Source organism: Enterobacter cloacae complex sp. S1 (genome assembly GCF_014930525.1).
Taxonomy (GTDB): Bacteria; Pseudomonadota; Gammaproteobacteria; order Enterobacterales; family Enterobacteriaceae; genus Enterobacter; species Enterobacter hormaechei_C.
On the sequence record NZ_JADBRE010000015.1, the window covers coordinates 1 to 19,814 of the forward strand.

2 protein-coding genes are annotated in these 19,814 nt (G+C 61.2%); both read left to right on the top strand.

Annotated elements, in window-relative coordinates; genetic code table 11:
* Positions 1-200 precede the first annotated feature (200 nt).
* Complete coding sequence (locus IM290_RS10810; protein ID WP_032671120.1) at positions 201-1,538, top strand: TolC family outer membrane protein; 1,338 nt, start codon at positions 201-203, stop codon at positions 1,536-1,538.
* 121 nt (positions 1,539-1,659) lie between these two features.
* On the top strand, positions 1,660-19,665 hold the full coding sequence (locus tag IM290_RS10815; RefSeq protein ID WP_193042188.1) for an Ig-like domain-containing protein: 18,006 nt from the start codon (positions 1,660-1,662) through the stop codon (positions 19,663-19,665).
* The last annotated feature ends 149 nt before the right edge of the window (positions 19,666-19,814 follow it).

A 19,814-nucleotide genomic window follows, 5' to 3' on the forward strand; every position in this document is an offset into this window, starting at 1 on the left:
CATTTTGTTATGCTGCGAATCAATAAATATTTAAGTAAATTCTTAAAAGAAAAAAAGAGATTGAACGGCTCTCATCTCAATTGAAATGGGCTTGGGGAACTATTACCCAAATTAATCGAGAAGAGGTGAGGATTTCTGAAGAATTATTTATACCTCTTCCTGGGTATTTATTTGGCTATCACCTGGAGTCGGGGGATATTATGAAGATGAAATGCAATAACAGGTTGCTCAGATTATCTGTCTCCCTGACCTTAATTTCGCTGGTGGTGACTGCGGCTAATGCAAATAACGGCCAGGCGGGGATATCTCCCGTTGCGGCAATGACGATGAAAGAAAGTATTCTTTTCGCTCTCGATCGCGACCCCTCGGTGAGCCAGCAGGCTGCGCAACTGGGGATCGGCCAGGCACAAATAGACGAAGCGCGCAGTGGCTGGATGCCACAAATAGCCCTGAACGGGAGTACGGGTCACAGCCAGACCACCGATTCAAGCGGCTCGTTGCGAAATTCCGCAGCCTGGGGCCTGAGCCTGACGCAGCTGGTGTACGATTTTGGCAAGACCAATAACAGCATCAGCCAGTCTTCAGCTCAGCGTGACAGCTATCGCTACCAACTGATGAGCACGATGTCTGCCGTCGCGGAAAAAACGGCCCTCAGCTATGTGGAAGTAAAACGCTACAGCGATCTGTTGCAGGCGGCAAAAGAGAACGTGCAGGCGCTTAAAAACGTTGAGCAACTGGCAAAACTCCGCGCCGATGCTGGCGTAAGCTCCACCTCTGATGAGCTTCAGACCCGCACCCGTATCGCCGGGATGCAGGCGACGGTAGAGCAGTATAATGCGTCTCTGAACAGCGCCCGCGCGCGGCTGGCGGTATTAACTGGCATACAGGCTGAACGCTATTCACCGGTTCCGGGAGGTCTGGCCGTGGAGCCGGATTCTCTCAATCGGATTGATTATTCACTGATCCCAACGGTGATGGCCGCGCAGAACATGGAGCGTTCAGCCCAGTACGGCGTAGAAACCGCCAGGTCTCAGCACTGGCCGACCTTAAGCCTGAAAGGGGGCCGCACCCGCTATGAGTCTGATAATCGCGCGTACTGGGATGATCAGATCCAGCTCAATATTGACGCACCGCTTTATCAGGGCGGCGCGGTCTCGGCGCGCGTCCGTCAGGCCGAGGGCGCAAGGGCAATGGCATCGTCCCAGGTCGATCAGGCCCGTTTTGATGTCCTGCAAAAAGCCTCCGTCGCACAGGCCGACTGGACCGGGGCGCGTGGACGAATGGAAGCCGGGAAACGTCAGCTGGAAAATGCGTTGCGCGCCCGCGATGTCTACAAAAATGAATATACCCTGAGCAAGCGCAGCATTAACGATCTGCTCAGCGTGGAGCAGGATGTCTGGTCTGCCACCTCAGCGAAAATAATGGCTGAATACGATGGCTGGAGTGCGGCGATTAATTACGCCTCCGCGGTGGATAATCTCATGCCGCTTATCGGAATAGAGAAAAACGCTGCCGCGAAATTACCTGATTTAAGTTAAAAAAAGGCGCGCCTTTCTGCGCGAAATAAGTCAGACAATAATGGGTGATTTTTCCCAAGGATAGCTACATCCCTCTGGTGGACATATCCACAGGAATACGCGCACCTGCAAGGAGAAGAATATGAGTACCGCAAAAGTTGTTGATGTCATCATTCGCAAAACGGCAGAGAAGACGAAATTAACCGGTGAAGGGAATCTCTCGGTCTCTATTTCCTCACCGAGCGTGATTGAAATTCAGGGTTCTGCTCAGGACGTGGTGCGTTATGTCCGCCAGGGGAATGACCTCCTCATTTATATGAAAGATGGCAGCGTGATCCGCTGCAATAATTATTTTGTCGAAGACACGGAAACCCATAATCATTCCGAACTGGTATTTAACGATAACCAGGCGTTGACGCATATTTCATTTGCCGATGCCGGGGAAGCATCAGGCGTTGCCGCCACCGAATTAACCGCCCAGGCTGCACCCATTAGCAGCATTGAACCTTTCCTGGAGCAGGGAAGCGTCTTAAGCGATGCGCCGTGGGGCTGGATTGCCGGTGCGGCGTTAGGGGGCGGTGCGATCGGCGCACTGCTGGCTCACGGCGGCGATGGCGAAACCAAAACCAGGGTTATTGATAATACAAAAGAAGTCGAAAGCGCCACGCCGACATTTTTGCTGACGGACAACGCGGGTGACAAGCAGGGCGTGCTGAGTGCAAAAGAGGTCACGGATGACAACACCCCCACCTTCAGCGGTACCGGGGAGCCGGGCGCGACCATTCAGGTTAAAGACGGCAGCGGCAGCACCATCGCCAGCACCATGGTCGCGAAGGACGGCACCTGGACGGTAACACTCCCGACCCAGGCGGACGGGGAACATACCTGGTCCGTCGTACAGATCGACGGCAGTAAAACGACCTCTGCGGGCAGTATTACCGTAACCGTTTCTACAGCGGATACCAGCGTGACGCTCGCCACCACGGCGGGCGATAACGTGATCAACGCCAGCGAGCAGGCCGCTGGCTTTACACTGTCCGGCACCAGCAAAAACCTGGCCCAGGGAACGGCGCTTACCGTCACGCTCAACGGTAAAACCTATACCGCAGAAGTGGGGGCAAACGGCGCATGGAGCGTGAAGGTCCCTGCTGCCGACGCACAGGCGCTGGGCGATGGTACCTGGACGGTCAACGTCAGCGGAAAAGACGCGGCGGGCAACACCGTGTCCGGCAGCCAGACGATTGGCGTGGATACCGCCTCGCCAGTGATCTCTGTCGACACGATCGCCCAGGACGACATCATCAATGCGGCTGAACATAATCAGCCGCTGACGCTGACGGGGAAAACCGATGCGGAAGCGGGCCAGATTCTGACGGTCACGCTAAACGGCAAAAATCACACGGCGACCGTGGGCAGCGACGGCAGCTGGTCCGTTACGCTTCCGGCCAGTGAAGTACAGGCGCTGGCTAACGGCGAGCACACCCTGACGGTAAACGTCAGCGACAAAGCGGGTAACGGGTCATCCACCACCGCCGATTTCACGGTCGATACCGCAGCGCCAGTGGTCACTATCAACACCGTCGCGGGCGACGACATACTGAACACCAGCGAGCAGGGGCAGGCGCAGATTATTTCCGGCCAGGCGAACGGCGCGGCGGAGGGCGACGTTGTCACCGTGACCGTTGGCGGCAAGACCTTTACCGGTGCCGTCCAGGCGGACGGCAGCTGGAGCGTCGGCGTGCCTGCCTCCGTCATTGGCGCGCTGGGGGAAGGTAGCCACAGCATTTCGGTCTCCGTGACCGATGCGGCGGGCAACACCGGCAGCGCGACGCACGGCATTACGCTGAGCGGCAACCCGCCGGAATTTACCCTTGACCCCATCAGCCAGGATAACGTCCTGAATGCGCAGGAGGCCATGCAGCCCCTGAGCCTGAGCGGGACCAGTAATCTGCCGAACGGCAGCGCTGTCACCGTGACGCTGAACAACGTTAACTATCAGGCCACCGTTGAGAACGGTCGCTGGTCCGTTCAGGTGCCGGTTTCCGACGTGCTGGATCTGGCGAATACCCTTTACACCGTCAGAGTCAGCGGCACCGACAGCGTGGGTAACAGCGGCTCCGCCGAGGCGAATCTGCTGGTAGACACCGTGCTGCCGCAGGTGATCGTCAACACCTTTGCCGGGGATAACCTGGTCAATAACGCCGAAGCGGCGGTTGACCAAACCCTCAGTGGACGCGTCACCGGCGCGGCGGCGGGCGATACCGTCTCTGTCACCGTGGGCGGCAAGAGCTACACCGCGACGGTTGGCAGCGACCTCAAATGGAGCGTGACGATCCCATCGGCCGACCTCCAGGCGTTTGGCGACGGCGATTTAACCTTCAGCGCCTCTGTCACCAATGCGCACGGCAATACCGGCACCGGCGAACGTGATATCAACATCAACGCCGAACTGCCGGGCCTGCGCGTGAACACGATCTCTGGCGATGACGTGATTAACGCCATCGAGCAGCAGCAGGATCTGGCCGTAACCGGCTCCAGTACTCATCTGGCCGAAGGCACACAGATCACCGTTACCATCAATAATGTCGAATACGTCACCACGGTTAACGCCAGCGGCAACTGGCAGATTGGCGTGCCGGCGGCGGACCTTCAGGCATGGACGGCGGGAGGCATGACCGTCAGCGTCAGCGCGGAAGATGCCTGGGGCAACACCGTGGCGGCTGAACACCCGATCGAGCTTGACCTGAATGCGGTGGCCGTCACCATCGATACCGTAACCACTGACGATATGCTCAACGCGGCGGAAAAAGGCGCGGATGTCACGCTTTCTGGTCAGACGCAGGGCGTGGAGGCCGGGCAGACCGTGGTGGTGAAATTCGCGGATCAAACCTTTACTGCACAGGTGCAGCAGGACGGCTCCTGGCACCTGACCGTTCCGGCGAGCGCGATGGAAACGCTGATCGACGGGCGTGCGCAGGTGAGCGTCAGCGTGACTAACGTCAACGGCAACAGCGCGGACGCCTCACGCGTGGTGATCGTCGATACGCAGCCGCCAGCCATTACGCTTGATAACCTGACCGACGACAACATCATTAATGCGGCAGAAGCGCAGCAGGATCTGGTGCTCAGCGGCAGCACAACCGCTGAAGCGGGCCAGACGGTCACCGTAACGCTGAACGGTAAATCTTACCAGACCACGGTACAGGCGGACGGTCGCTGGCAGTTGAACGTGCCTGCCGCCGACGTTGGCGCGCTGACTGATGGCAATGTCACCGTGACGGCCACCGTCAGTGACGTGGCGGGCAACAGCAGCAGCGCGGACCGCGTTGGGCTGGTGGATGCCACCGTGCCGCAGGTGACCATCAACGATTTCGTCACCGACACCAACACCGTTAACCAGCTGGCCCATTCTCAGACGCAGATCCTGAGCGGCTCCGTCACCGGCGCGGCGGCGGGCGATTTGGTCACCATCACCATCAATAACGTGGACTACACCACCGTGGTGGATGCGGCAGGCAACTGGAGCCTCGGCCTGCCTGCGTCCGTCGTTCAGGGGCTGACGGACGGCACCTGGACCATTAACGTCTCCGTGACCGACCAATCCGGCAACACCGGCAGCAGTTCAGTGGATGTGGTGGTCAATACTGTGACGCCCGTTATCGGTATTAACACGCTGGCCGCGGATGACGTGATCAATGCGGCAGAGAAGGGCGAAGATCTGCTGCTTTCCGGTACCAGCAACCAGCCGGAAGGAACCACCATCACCGTTAATCTGAACGGTATCAACTACACCGCCACCACCGACGCCAGCGGCAACTGGAGCGTTACCGTCCCCGCCTCTGCGGTGAGCGCGCTGGGTGAAGCCAATTACACCGTGACGGCGAGCGTCACCGATAATGTGGGCAACAGCGCCGCTGCCACGCACGATGTGCTGGTGGACAGCTCGCTGCCGGTGGTCACCATCAACACCCTCGCGGGCGACAATATCGTCAACGCGGCGGAAGTGGCCGCAGGGCAAACCCTGACCGGAAAGGTTTCTAACGCGGCATCGGGCGATACCGTCACGATTATCCTCGGCGGGCAGACATACACGGCCACCGTACAGGACGATCTCACCTGGAGCCTGCCGTTAACCCAGAGTCAGTTAACCGCGCTCGGTAACGGCGACCTGACCGTATCGGCCAGCGTGACGAACGCGCACGGCAATACCGGATCGTCTTCCCTGGATGTCACCATTGACGCCCAGCTGCCCGGCCTGCGCATTGATACCGTCGCCGGTGACGACGTCATTAACGTTATGGAACACGCGCAGAACCTGGTTATCTCCGGCACCAGCACCGACCTGGCGGCGGGTAGCACCGTCACCGTGACCATCAACGGCAAGAGTTATTCCGCTTCGGTACTGGCGGATGGCACCTGGCAGGCTGCGGTTCCGGCTGCCGACGTCTCCCGGTGGGCGGAAGGGTTGCTCACCATCAGCGCCAGCGCGCAGGATACCTCCGGCAACCCGGTGAATATCGGTACCGTTGTGGATGTCGATCTCGCCCCGGTGGCGATAAGCATCAACAGCGTGACGGACGACAACGTGCTTAACGCGGCAGAAAAAGGCCAGGATCTGGTGCTGTCCGGCTCCTCCTCGAACGTTGAAGCGGGCCAGACCGTTACCATTATCTTTGCGGGTAAAACCTGGACCACGACGGTCGATGCCAACGGTGACTGGACCTGCACCGTACCGGCTGCCGATCTGAGCGGCCTGAAGGACGGCGACGCCAGCGTACAGGTCAGCGTCACCAACGTGAACGGCAACGCGGCCTCTTCCTCGCAGGCATTCAGCGTCGATACCGCCGCGCCAGCGGTCACCATCAACACCATCAGCGGCGACAACATGCTGAATGCGGCAGAGGCGGCGCAGGATCTGACCCTGAGCGGGACGTCTACTGCCGAAGCAGGCCAGACGGTCACCGTGACCTTCAACGGCAATCAGTACATCGCCCAGGTGCAGGCGAACGGCAGCTGGACGCTGGACGTTCCGGCGGCGGATCTGGCGGGGATCGCCGACGGCAGCGCGGCGGTCACGGTGACCGTGTCCGATAAAGCGGGCAACCCGGCCAGCGCGGGGGCGTCCGTGCTGGTCGACACTACCGTGCCGCAGATTACCTTCAACATTGTGGCGGGCGACGACATTGTTAATATTGCCGAGCACGGCCAGGCGCTGATTGTCACCGGCAAGGTGACGGGCGCGCAGGCGGGCGATGTGATTACCCTGAGCCTGAACGGGAAAGACTACACCGCGATGCTGGATGCGTCCGGCAACTGGAGCGTGGGCGTTCCGGCGACGGACGTGGGCGCGCTGGCTAACGGCGATCAGACGATTTCCGCCACACTCACCGATAAAGCGGGCAACAGCACCAGCGCGACGCACGCGTTTGACGTCTCCCTGACCGCGCCGGTGATTGCCATCAATACCCTGGCGGTTGACGACGTGATCAACGCGACCGAAAAAGGCCAGGACCTGTTGATCTCCGGCACCAGCAACCAGCCGGGCGGGACCCGCATCACCATAACCCTGAACGGTATCAGTTACGCCGCCACCACCGATGCCAGCGGTAACTGGAGAGTCACCGTTCCGGCGGCAAACGTCTCGGTACTGGGCGAAGCGAGCTACAGCGTGACGGCCAGCGTGACCGATACCGCGGGTAATAGCGCGAATACCAGCCATAGCGTGCTGGTCGACAGCGCGCTGCCGCAGGTCACCATTAATGCGGTTGCCACCGACGACGTGATTAACGCGGCGGAAGTGGCTTCCGGACAAACCCTGAGCGGGAAAGTGAGCGGCGCGGCGAGCGGTGACACTGTCACGATCGGTATCGGGGGCAACACCTATACCGCGACGATTCAGGACGACCTGAGCTGGTCGGTTAACGTGGCGTCTGACGTCTTAACCGCTATCGGTAACGGCGATCTCACCGTAACAGCGAGCGTGACCAACGGCCACGGCAACATCGGCACCGGCGAACGCGACATCACGATTGATGCCAGCCTGCCGGGCCTGCGCGTGGATACCGTGGCAGGCGACGATGTGATCAACAGCATCGAACATGGTCAAAACCTGATTATCACCGGCTCCAGCGACGGGCTGGCGATCGGATCGGCGCTGACGGTCACCGTCAACGGCAAAACCTACGCGGCAACCGTGCTGGCGGACGGCACCTGGACGGCGGCTATGCCGGCGGCGGACGTCGGCGCGCTGAGCGCAGGCACAATCACCGTGACCGTTGACGGCCAGAGCGCGGCGGGTAACCCGGTTTCCATCAGCCACGACGTGAAAGTGGATCTGGCGGCAGTCGCCATCAGCATTAATCCGATTGCCTCGGACGACGTAATCAACGCGGCTGAGAAAGGCGCGGACCTGGTGCTGTCTGGCTCGACCACCAACGTGGAAGAAAACCAGACCGTTACCATCACCTTCGGCGGCAAGTTGTACACTGCGACGGTGGATGCCAGCGGCAACTGGACGGCGACCGTACCGTCTGCCGATTTGGGCGGACTGAAAGACGGCGACGCCAGCGTGCAGGTCAGCGTCACCAACGTGAACGGCAACAGCGCCTCGGCGGGCCGCGAGTACAGCGTGGACGCCACCGCGCCGACGGTGTCCATCGAGATCGTCAGCGACAACAACATCATCAACGCGGCCGAAGCGCAGCAGGATCTGGTCGTTAACGGTGTCTCCAACGCCGAAGCGGGCCAGACCGTGACCGTGACGCTGAACGGCGTGGACTACACCACCACCGTACAGGCGAACGGCAGCTGGAGCGTCACCGTACCGTCTGCGGATATCGGCGCGATTACCGACGGCGATTACACCATCACGGCAGCCGTCGCGGATAAGGCGGGTAACCCGGCCTCGGCGGACCGCGATGTGCTGGTGGATACCACGGTGCCACAGCTGACCATTAACACCGTTTCCGACGACGACGTGATCAACAGCGCCGAGCATGCGCAGGCGCTGATTGTCACCGGTTCCGTGACCGGTGCGGCGGCGGGCGACGTGGTGACCGTCACCATCAATAACAAAGATTACACCGCGACCCTGGACACTTCCGGCAGGTGGAGCGTGGGCGTGCCTGCGGCGGACGTGAGTGCCCTGGCCGCCGGGGATTACACCATCACCGCGGCGCTGACCGATAAAGCCGGAAACAGCAACAGCACAACGCACGAGGTTGAAGTCAACCTCACCGCGCCGGTGCTGACCATTGACACCGTGTCCGGTGACGATGTGATCAACAGCAGCGAGAAAACGCAGGATCTGACCATCACAGGTACGGCTTCCGGGCTGGCAGCGGGCGCGGTGGTCACCGTGATGCTCAACGGCAAAGCGTACAGCGCCACGGTGGACACCAATGGCCAATGGACCACAACCGTTCCGGCGAGCGAGGTGGGGCAACTGGGTGAAGCGCTTTACACCGTGTCGGCCTCCGCGACGGACAGCGTCGGCAACAGCTCCAGCACCTCGCACACCGTGAACGTGGAATCCGTGCTGCCTGGCGTCATCATCAACACCGTGGCGGGCGACGACGTAATCAACGCAGCGGAGCTGGCAACCGGCCAGACCATTAGCGGCACAGTGGTGAATGCCGAAGCGGGCAACACCGTGACTGTGTCTGTTGGCGGCCACAGCTACACCGCAACGGTACAGGACAATCTCACCTGGTCCGTCAGCGTACCGGATTCTGTGCTCACCGCGCTGGGCAATGGCGATCTGACTGTGACCGCCAGCGTCACGAACGGCGTGGGCAACAGCGGCAGCGGCGAGCGCGATATCACTATCGACGCGAATCTGCCGGGCCTGCGCGTGGACACCGTAGCGGGCGATGACGTGATTAACAGCATCGAACACGGGCAGAATCTGATTATCACGGGTTCAAGCGACGGCCTGACGGCGGGTACGGCGCTGACCGTCACCGTAAACGGTAAAACCTATCCGGCCACCGTGCTGGCAGACGGCACCTGGAGCGCGGCGATCCCTTCTGCGGACGTGAGTGCCCTTGCCGCAGGCACGGTCACCGTGAACGTTGAAGGCCAGAGCAGCGCGGGCAATCCGGTGACTATCAACCATGATGTGACGGTGGATCTGGCAAACGTCGCCATCAGCATTGACGCCATCGCTTCCGATGACGTGATCAACGCCGCCGAGAGGGGTGCGGATCTGGTGCTCTCCGGCACCACCTCGAACGTCGAAGAAAACCAGATCGTCACCATCACCTTCGGCGGCAAGAACTACACCGCCACGGTGGACGCTGAGGGTAAATGGACCGCCACGGTGCCGTCTGCGGATCTGACCGGTCTGAAAGACGGCGACGCCAGCGTGCAGGTGAGCGTCACCAACGTGAACGGCAACAGCGCGTCTGCGGGCCGCGAGTACAGCGTGGATGCTACCGCGCCGTCCGTGACCATCAACACGATTGCCACCGACGATATCCTGAACGCCTCAGAAGCGCAGTCCGACCTGGCAATCTCCGGCACCAGCACCGCCGAAGCAGGCCAGACGGTGACCGTATCGCTGAACGGCAAAGATTACACCACAACCGTCAGCGCGAACGGCAGCTGGACGCTGAACGTGCCGGCAGCTGACCTTGCAGGATTAACCGACGGCAGCGTCACCGTGACCGCGGCCGTCAGCGACAAGGCGGGTAACCCGGCGTCGGTGGACCACACCCTGACGGTGGACGTCACCGTTCCGGCAGTGACCATCCACACCGTGGCAGGCGACGACGTGATTAACGTGGCTGAACACAATCAGGCGCAGATTATCAGCGGCTCCGCCACCGGCGCGGCGGCGGGCGATACCGTTACCGTCACCATCGGCGGCCAGACTTATACCACCGTGCTGGATGCGGCGGGTAACTGGAGCGTGGGCATTCCGGCCAGCGTCATTTCCGGCCTCAGCGACGGCAGCGTGACCGTCACTGCGTCAGTCACCGACGCGGCGGGCAATACCGGCAGCGGCACGCATAATGTGACCGTCGATACCGGTCTGCCGTCGGTCAGCTTCAACGCCATCAGCGATGACAACGTCCTGAACGCCGTTGAAAAAGGCCAGGATCTGAGCGTCAGCGGCACCAGCGCCAACCTGGCGGAAGGCACCGTGGTCACCGTGACCCTGAACGGTAAAAACTACACGGCGACGACTGCGGCAGACGGCACCTGGAGCCTGACGGTTCCGGCTGCGGATCTGGCCGGTCTCGGTCAGACCAGTTACACCCTGAACGCGACGGCCACCAACGGCGTTGGCAACAGCGTGAGCAGTTCTGCGAACCTGCTTGTCGACACCGCGCTGCCAACCGTTACCATCTACACCGTGGCGGGCGACAACGTCATCAACGCGGCGGAAGTGGCGGCAGGACAGACCCTGAGCGGCACCGTGGCGAATGCCGAAGCGGGCAACACCGTGACCGTGACTATCGGCGGCCACAGCTACACCGCAACGGTGCAGAATAATCTGTCCTGGTCCGTCAACGTGCCGTCTGACGTGCTGACCGCACTCGGCAACGGCAGCCTGAGCGTGACGGCGACCGTCACCAACGGCCACGGCAACACCGGCACCGGCGAACGCGAGATCGCTATCGACGCTAACCTGCCGGGCCTGCGCGTGAATACCGTGGCGGGTGACGACGTGGTCAACACCATCGAGCACGCGCAGAACCTGATTGTTTCAGGCTCCAGCGACGGGCTGGCGCCGGGCACGGCGCTGACGGTTACCGTCAACGGTAAAGATTACGCGGCAACGGTGCTGGCAGACGGCACCTGGAGCGCGGCGATCCCGTCCACCGACGTGAGCGCGTGGCCGGAAGGAACCGTGAAAATCAGCGTTACCGGTGACAGCGCGGCGGGTAATCCGATCACCATCAGCCACGACGTGACCGTGGATCTGGCTACCGTTGCCATCAGCATCAATGCGCTTGCCACCGACGACGTGATTAACGCGGCGGAGAAGGGCGCGGATCTGGTGCTGTCCGGTGTGACCACCAACGTGGAAGCCGGGCAGACCGTGACCATCAGTCTGAACGGCAGGATCTACACCACCACCGTGGACGACAGCGGCAACTGGACTTACACCGTGCCGTCAGCGGATCTGGCTGGCCTGAAGGATGGCGACGCCAGCGTGCAGGTGAGCGTCACCAACGTGAACGGCAACAGCGCCTCGGCGGGCCGTGAGTACAGCGTGGATGCTACCGCGCCGTCCGTGACCATCAACACGATTGCCACCGACGATATCCTGAACGCCACGGAAGCGCAGTCCGACCTGGCAATCTCCGGCACCAGTACCGCCGAAGCAGGCCAGACGCTGACCGTATCGCTGAACGGCAAAGATTACACCACAACCGTCAGCGCGAACGGCAGCTGGACGCTGAACGTTCCGGCGGCGGATCTGGCAGGATTAACCGACGGCAGCGTGACGGTCACCGCCTCAGTCAGCGACAAGGCGGGTAACCCGGCGTCGGTTGACCACACCCTGACGGTGGACGTCACCGTACCTGCGGTGACCATCCACACCGTTGCAGGCGACGATGTGATTAACGTGGCTGAACACAATCAGGCGCAAATTATCAGCGGCTCCGCCACCGGCGCGGCGGCGGGCGACACCGTCACCGTCACCATCGGCGGCCAGTCGTACACCACCGTGCTGGACGCGGCGGGTAACTGGAGCGTGGGCGTCCCGGCGAATGTGATTTCAGGCCTCAGCGACGGCAGCGTGACCGTCACTGCGTCAGTCACCGACGCGGCGGGCAATACCGGCAGCGGCACGCATAATGTGACCGTCGATACCGGTCTGCCGTCGGTCAGCTTCAACGCCATCAGCGATGACAACGTCCTGAACGCGGTAGAAAAAGGCCAGGATCTGAGCGTCAACGGCACCAGCGCCAACCTGGCGGAAGGCACCGTGGTCACCGTGACCCTTAACGGTAAAAACTACGCGGCCACGACGGCGTCGGACGGTACCTGGAGCCTGACCGTTCCGGCAGCGGATCTGGCGGGTCTGGGCGAAGCGAACTATACCCTGAGCGCCGCCGCCACCAACGGCGTGGGCAATAGCGTCAGCAATACGGCGAACCTGCTGGTCGACACCGCGCTGCCGACCGTCACCATCAACACCGTGGCGGGGGACAACGTCATCAACGCGGCGGAAGTGGCCGCAGGCCAGACCATTACCGGTAAGGTGGCGAACGCGGACATCGGTAACACCGTGACGGTGAACATCGGCGGCAACACCTATACCGCGACGGTGCAGAGCGATCTCAGCTGGTCCGTCAACGTGCCGGATTCCGTCCTGACGGCGCTGGGCAACGGCGATTTAACGGTGTCAGCGACCGTCACTAATGACCATGGCAATACGGGAACGGGCGAGCGCGATATCACTATCGACGCCAGCCTGCCGGGCCTGCGCGTAGATACCGTCGCGGGCGACGATGTGATTAACAGCATCGAGCATGGACAGAACCTGATTGTCACCGGCTCCAGCGACGGACTGGCGGCAGGCACTACGCTCACCGTGACCGTCAATGGCAAAACCTATGCGGCCTCCGTGCTGGCAGACGGTACCTGGAGCGCGGCGATCCCGGCAGCAGACGTCGGGGCCCTGGCTGCGGGCTCGGTTACCGTGACCGTTGCAGGCCAGAGCGCGGCGGGCAATCCGGTCTCTATCAGCCACGACGTCACCGTCGATCTGGCAGCCGTGGCGATCAGCATTGATGCCATCGCCACCGACGACGTGATTAACGCGGCGGAGAAAGGTGCGGATCTGGTGCTGTCCGGCAGCACCTCCAATGTGGAAGAGAACCAGACCGTGACCATCACCTTTGGCGGCAAGTCTTACACCGCCAAAGTCGATGCCGACGGCAACTGGACGGCCACCGTGCCTTCCTCGGATCTTGCGGGTCTGAAAGACGGCGACGCCAGCGTGCAGGTGAGCGTGACCAATGTGAACGGCAACAGCGCGTCTGCGGGCCGGGAGTACAGCGTCGATGCCACGGCGCCAACCGTGACCATTGACACAGTAGCCGGCGACAACGTGATCAACGGCAGCGAAGCGGCTGCGGGCGTGGCCATTTCCGGCACCACCACGGCTGAAGTCGGCCAGACGGTGACCGTCACCCTCGGCGGCAATAGCTATACCGCGCAGGTTCAGCAGGGCGGCGTCTGGAGTGTGAACGTTCCGGCGGCCGATCTGTCCGCGCTGGCGGACAACGGCTACACCGTGCAGGTGAGCGTGAGTGACGCCGCGGGTAACCCGGGCAGCGCGGGCAAAGCGATTACGCTCGATACCACGCCGCCGACCGTCAGCTTTAACGTCGTGGCGGGCGATGACGTCATCAACAGCGTTGAGCACGGGCAGGCGCAGATCGTCAGCGGTACCGCAACCGGCGCGAGCGTCGGCGATAAGCTGGTCATCACCATCGGTTCGAACCAGTACACCACCACCGTTGACGCCAGTGGCAAATGGAGCGTGGGCGTTCCTGCCAGCGACATTTCTGCCCTGACCGACGGCACCGTGACCCTCAGCGCGACAATCACCGACAGCGCGGGCAACAGCAGCACCCAGACCCATGACGTGGTGGTAAATACCGCATCGGTCGCGCTGACCGTCAACACACTCAGCGGCGATGACGTGATCAATGCGGCAGAAGCGGGGGCGTCGCTGGTCATCAACGGCTCCAGCGCGCAGTTCGCCAGCGGTACGCAGGTCACTATCACCCTGAATGGTAAGAGCTATACGGCCACTATCCAGAGCGATGGCTCCTGGACAACCACCGTACCGGCCGCCGACGTGGGCACCCTGGCCGACGGCGCGAGCTACCAGGTTTCTGTTTCGGCGCAGGACAGCGCCGGGAACAGCGCCTCGGCGACGCACACCATCAGCGTGGACACCACCGCGCCGGTGATTAGCGTGAACACGTTGTCGGGCGACGATGTGCTGAATGCGGCGGAAGCCCAGCAGCCGCTCACCGTACACGGCTCTTCCAGCGCGGAAGCAGGCCAGACGGTGACCGTCACGCTGGGCGGGAAAACCTACACTGCGCTTGTGGCAAACGACGGCACCTGGACGCTCGACGTCCCGGCCGCCGATCTTGCCAACCTGAGCGAAGGCGCGCTGACGGTCACCGCGTCGGTGAACGACAAGGCGGGTAATAACGGCCAGACGACGCATACCTTAACGGTCGATACCGTCGCGCCAGCCGTGACCATCAGCACCGTGGCCGATGACGATATCGTCAACAACGCCGAGCAGCTGGCGGGACAGACCATCAGCGGGACCACCACCGCGGAGCAGGGCCAGACGGTGACCGTCTCCTTCAACGGCCACAGCTATCAGGCGACCGTGGCGGCGAATGGCTCCTGGTCCGTCTTCGTGCCGGGACGCGACTTCCTCGGACTGAGCGACGGGGATTACACCATTACGGCTACGGTGAGCGATAAGGCAGGTAACCCGGGCAGCGCAACGCACGACGTGACGCTGAACGGTGACGTGCCGACCATCGCCATTAACACCTTTGCGCAGGATGATATCGTCAACGCCGCCGAGCACGGCACGCCGCTGGTTATCAGCGGCACCACCGATGCGCCAACGGGCCAGACGGTGACCATTACGCTTAACGGTAAAACCTACACGGCTACCGTTCAAAATGACGGCACCTGGAGCTATACGGTCGGCAGCGCAGACGTGACCGCGCTGGCGGACGGCGGTTCGTACGTGATTAACGCGCAGGTGAGCAACGCCATCGGCAACAGCGCCAGCGATAACCATACCGTTACCGTGGATCTCACCGCACCGTCGATGGGGATCAGCATTGATTCCCTGCAAAACGATACCGGCCTCAGCGCGAATGACTTCATCACCAACGACAGCCAGGTGGTGGTGAATGGTTCCCTGACCGCGCAGCTCGGCAATAACGAGAAGGCGCAGATCAGCCTTGACGGCGGTACCACCTGGATTGACCTGACCGTCACCGGCACCACCTGGCGCTACACCGATGGCCGTACCCTGACCGACGGTACGTACCAGTACCAGGTGCGCGTGATCGACAATGCAGGCAACGTTGGGGCAACGGACAGCCAGGACGTGGTAATCGATCTGACGAAGCCTGCGGCGGCGACTATTACCGTGGATTCCGTCTCGCAGGATACCGGCCTGTCCGACAGCGACTTTATTACCAGCGACAACCAGATCAGCCTGAAAGGGACGCTCGGCGCGGCCCTGGGCAGCGGCGACCACGCTCAGATCAGCCTCGACGGTGGCGCAACCTGGACTGACGTGAGCGTCAGCGGCCTGAGCTGGACCTACGTTGACGGCCGCACGCTGGCCGACGGAGACTACAACTATCAGCTGCGGGTGATTGACGACGCGGGGAATATCAGCGCCACTACCAGCCAGGTGGTGACCATTGATACCGTCGCGCCGGACGCCAGCAAAACGATCGCTATCGACAGCATCAGCGACGATACCGGCCTGAGCAGCAGCGACTTTATCACCAATGACACCTCCCTGACGCTGCACGGCTCGCTCGGCGCAACGCTGGCCGACGGCGAATATGCCCAGATCAGCATCGACGGCGGGGTCACCTGGCAGAACGTGATCGTCACTGGCAACAGCTGGTACTACGTGGACGGCCGCACGCTGGGTAACCAGACCTATGACTACTACGTTCGAGTAGTGGATGCGGCAGGCAACGTTGGTGCCAGCGCTCATCAGCAGGTGACGGTCGATACGGTCGCGCCGGATGCGGCGATTACGGTGACCGTGGATAACATCACCGTCGATACCGGCTTCGACAATAACGACTTCCTGACCAGTTCGACCTCGTACACGCTCAACGGGACGCTCGGGGCCGAACTCGGGGCCGGTGAGTATGTACAGGTGAGCATGGATGGCGGCACCACCTGGGTTTACGCCACGGTAAGCGGCACCCGGTGGAGTTATAACGACACCCGCACCCTGGCCGACGGCGACTACCGCTATCAGGTGCGGGTTGTCGATCAGGCGGGCAACGTCGGGGCCACCACCACGCAGGACGTGACGGTGGATACCCAGGCGCCGCAGTACGGCATCACCATTGACAGCATCAGCGAAGATACCGGGCAGTCCGGGAGTGATTTCATCACCATGGACACCTCGCTGACGATCAACGGCTCGTTGGGCAGCGCGCTGGCCAGCGACGAGCGCGTACAGATCAGCCTCGACGGCGGTAATACCTGGATTGACACTACCGTCACTAACCAGCGCTGGAGCTATACGGATACCCGCGATCTGGCGGACGGGGATTACACCTACCAGGTGCGGATCATCGACCAGGCGGGCAACGTCGGCTCAACCTCTTCGCAGGTGGTAACGGTTGATACCACGCCGCCTGACACGGTGGGAACGGTGGTCAGCTATACCGACGGGGAAGGTGAACGTACAGGCACGTACGGCGCATCAGTCGCGACGGACGATACCTCGCCGCTGATCAACGGTACGCTTAACCGCGCTCCGGAAGATGGCGAAATCGTGCAGCTTTACCGGGACGGGATCTTGCTGGGTCAGGTCACGATGAACGGCAGCGCAAGCTGGTCCTATCAGGACAACGGCCTGCTCGACGGGAATCACACCTATATTCTGCGCGTCACCGACAAAGCCGGTAACTACACGGAATCGGATGGCTTTGTGCTGAACGTCGATACCAGCATCCCGACCACCACCGCGGCGATTACTGCCCAGACCACCTCGGATACCACGCCGATTGTCAGCGGTACGGTCTCCGCAGACCTGGTGAACGGTGAATATCTGGTGGTGACGGTGAACGGGAAAACCTACACCTCCCAGACCGGCGGTGCGGTGGTCGTCGACCCGGATCACAATACCTGGTATCTACAGATCCCGGACAGCGATGCCCTGAGTGTGGCGAGTTACGACGTAACCGCGCAGGTGAAGAGTAGCGCGGGCAACGGTAACACCACCGGTACGGCAACCGGTAGCCTGGTGATCGATACCACCTCGGTGAATACCGACTGGGCGACCACTGCGGGGAACAGCAACAACTCAACCATGACTCTCGGCATGAACAGCAGCGGGCTGTGGAATATCATTGCTAATGGACAGTCTTATTCCAGCAGCGATGATTCAACCTATGCCGGGAATACGTTAACTAACACCCGTAGCTACTATGTGGTGAGCCAGACGGCAGCTGACTTTGACCGTAACGGCACGCAGGATATCTTTGCGACGGAGAACACCTACGCGGGCTCTACGCAGGTGATGTGGACCTACGATGGCAGCAGCTACACCGCCAGCCAGCTGGCGATGGGAACCACCATCTGGTACGGCGGCGTAATTGCCTACGACAAAACCGGCGATGGCTATCTTGATCTGGCGTACGGCGATGCCGGTATGGACTCCCTGACCTACCTGGTGAATACCAACGGCGTTCTGTCGCCGGACGGCACCGGCGGGGAAGGTGGATTCTACGGCCAGTTCGATTCCGGGCGTGAAATCTCCGGCGTCGACCTGAACAACGACGGTACCGTGGACATCGTGCAGCACACCAACCGCAGCGGGGCGTACTCGCTCACCGTGATTAACAACAACGGGAACGGTACGCTTTCCATTGGCCAGAACCTGACCAACGTGTTTGTGGCCAACGCCTCGAATACCACCACGGCGGCCTCCATGACGTGGGCGGACTTTAACGGCGATGGCTACATGGATCTGTACCTCGGCAGCAGCTACAACAACAACGGCGGGGTGATTTACTACAACGACGGTACCGGGCAGCTTTCCACGACCAAAAGCGCGGTGGAAGCCTCTAACGCCACGGCGGGCTATCTGTCGGTGGCGGTAGACTGGAACGGTGACGGGCAGATGGACATCATCAAGCTCAGCACCTACGGCAGCTCACAGACGGCGACCCTGTTCACCAACAACGGCTACGGCTCAACCTGGACTTCAAGCCAGCTGGCTTCTGGGCTGGCCAACGTCACCGGCGTCGCCGCGGTGGACTACAACTGGGACGGTGCGCAGGATCTGCTGGTGTCTCAGCAGAACGGTAAGGTGGTGCTGGTGCAGAACAATGCGGAGATCGCTGACGGTACCGCGATGCATCTGCACATTGTCGATAGCGAAGGCATCAACGCGTACTACGGCAATACGGTCAATCTGTATAACGCTGCGGGCGTGCTGGTGGCCTCGCAGATCATCAACGCTCAGTCCGGCATTGGCTCGAACGATACCTCTGCGCTGGTGAGTTTCTACGGGCTGGATCCGAACGAAACCTACTCGGCGGAGATCGTGAAGATCACCAACGGCGTATCGGATAACGTCACCTGGACCGGCCTGGACGCGGGCAACGGCAAAGAGGGTTATGTTCTCACCGCCGAAGCGGCCACCGGCGGCCACAGCGGAACCATCACCGGTACCGGGTATAACGACACCTTTATCGCAGAGGATGGGACCTATACCTATAACGGCTCCGGCGGCTGGAATACCCATTCCGACTACGACACCTGGAGCAATACCGGCGGCATGGACGTGGTGGATTATCGTAATGCCACCTCTGGGATAACCGTTGATTTGCGCCTCTCAACGGCGCAGGACACCGGATTCGGTACCACGCGGTTGTTGAATATTGAAGGGATTAACGGCTCCGACTATGACGACGTGATCACCGGCAACAGCGGTGATAACCAGTTCGAAGGCCGGGGCGGGAACGACACCTTCAACATCGGCAGCGGCGGTCACGATACGTTGCTCTATAAGCTGATCAACGCGTCTGACGCGACGGGCGGTAACGGTAGCGATGTGGTGAACGGCTTTACCGTTGGCACCTGGGAAGGGACGGCGGATACGGACCGTATCGATCTGCGCGACCTGCTTTCCGACAGCGGCTATACCGGCACCGGCTCGGCGAGCTACGTGAACGGCGTGGCGACGCTGGACAGCAGCGCGGGCAACATCGCCGACTACATCCGCGTTGTGCAAAACGGCAGCAACACCGAGATCCAGGTTGACCTGGACGGGACGGGCGGTCAGTTCACGCCCACCACGCTGGTAACGCTGAACGGCGTGCAGACGGATCTGGCGACGCTGTTGGCCAATCATCAACTGTTAATTGCGTAAAACAACGCCGCGGGGAGCGATCCTCGCGGCCTTTTGCGTTTCTTTACACGAATAGCCACAACCCTATATTTCACAAGATTATTTTGCGGGCTCGTTTAGACAGTGTTCGATTTCTAATCATCCCGGAAAGGTATCATTTCAGTGCGAAA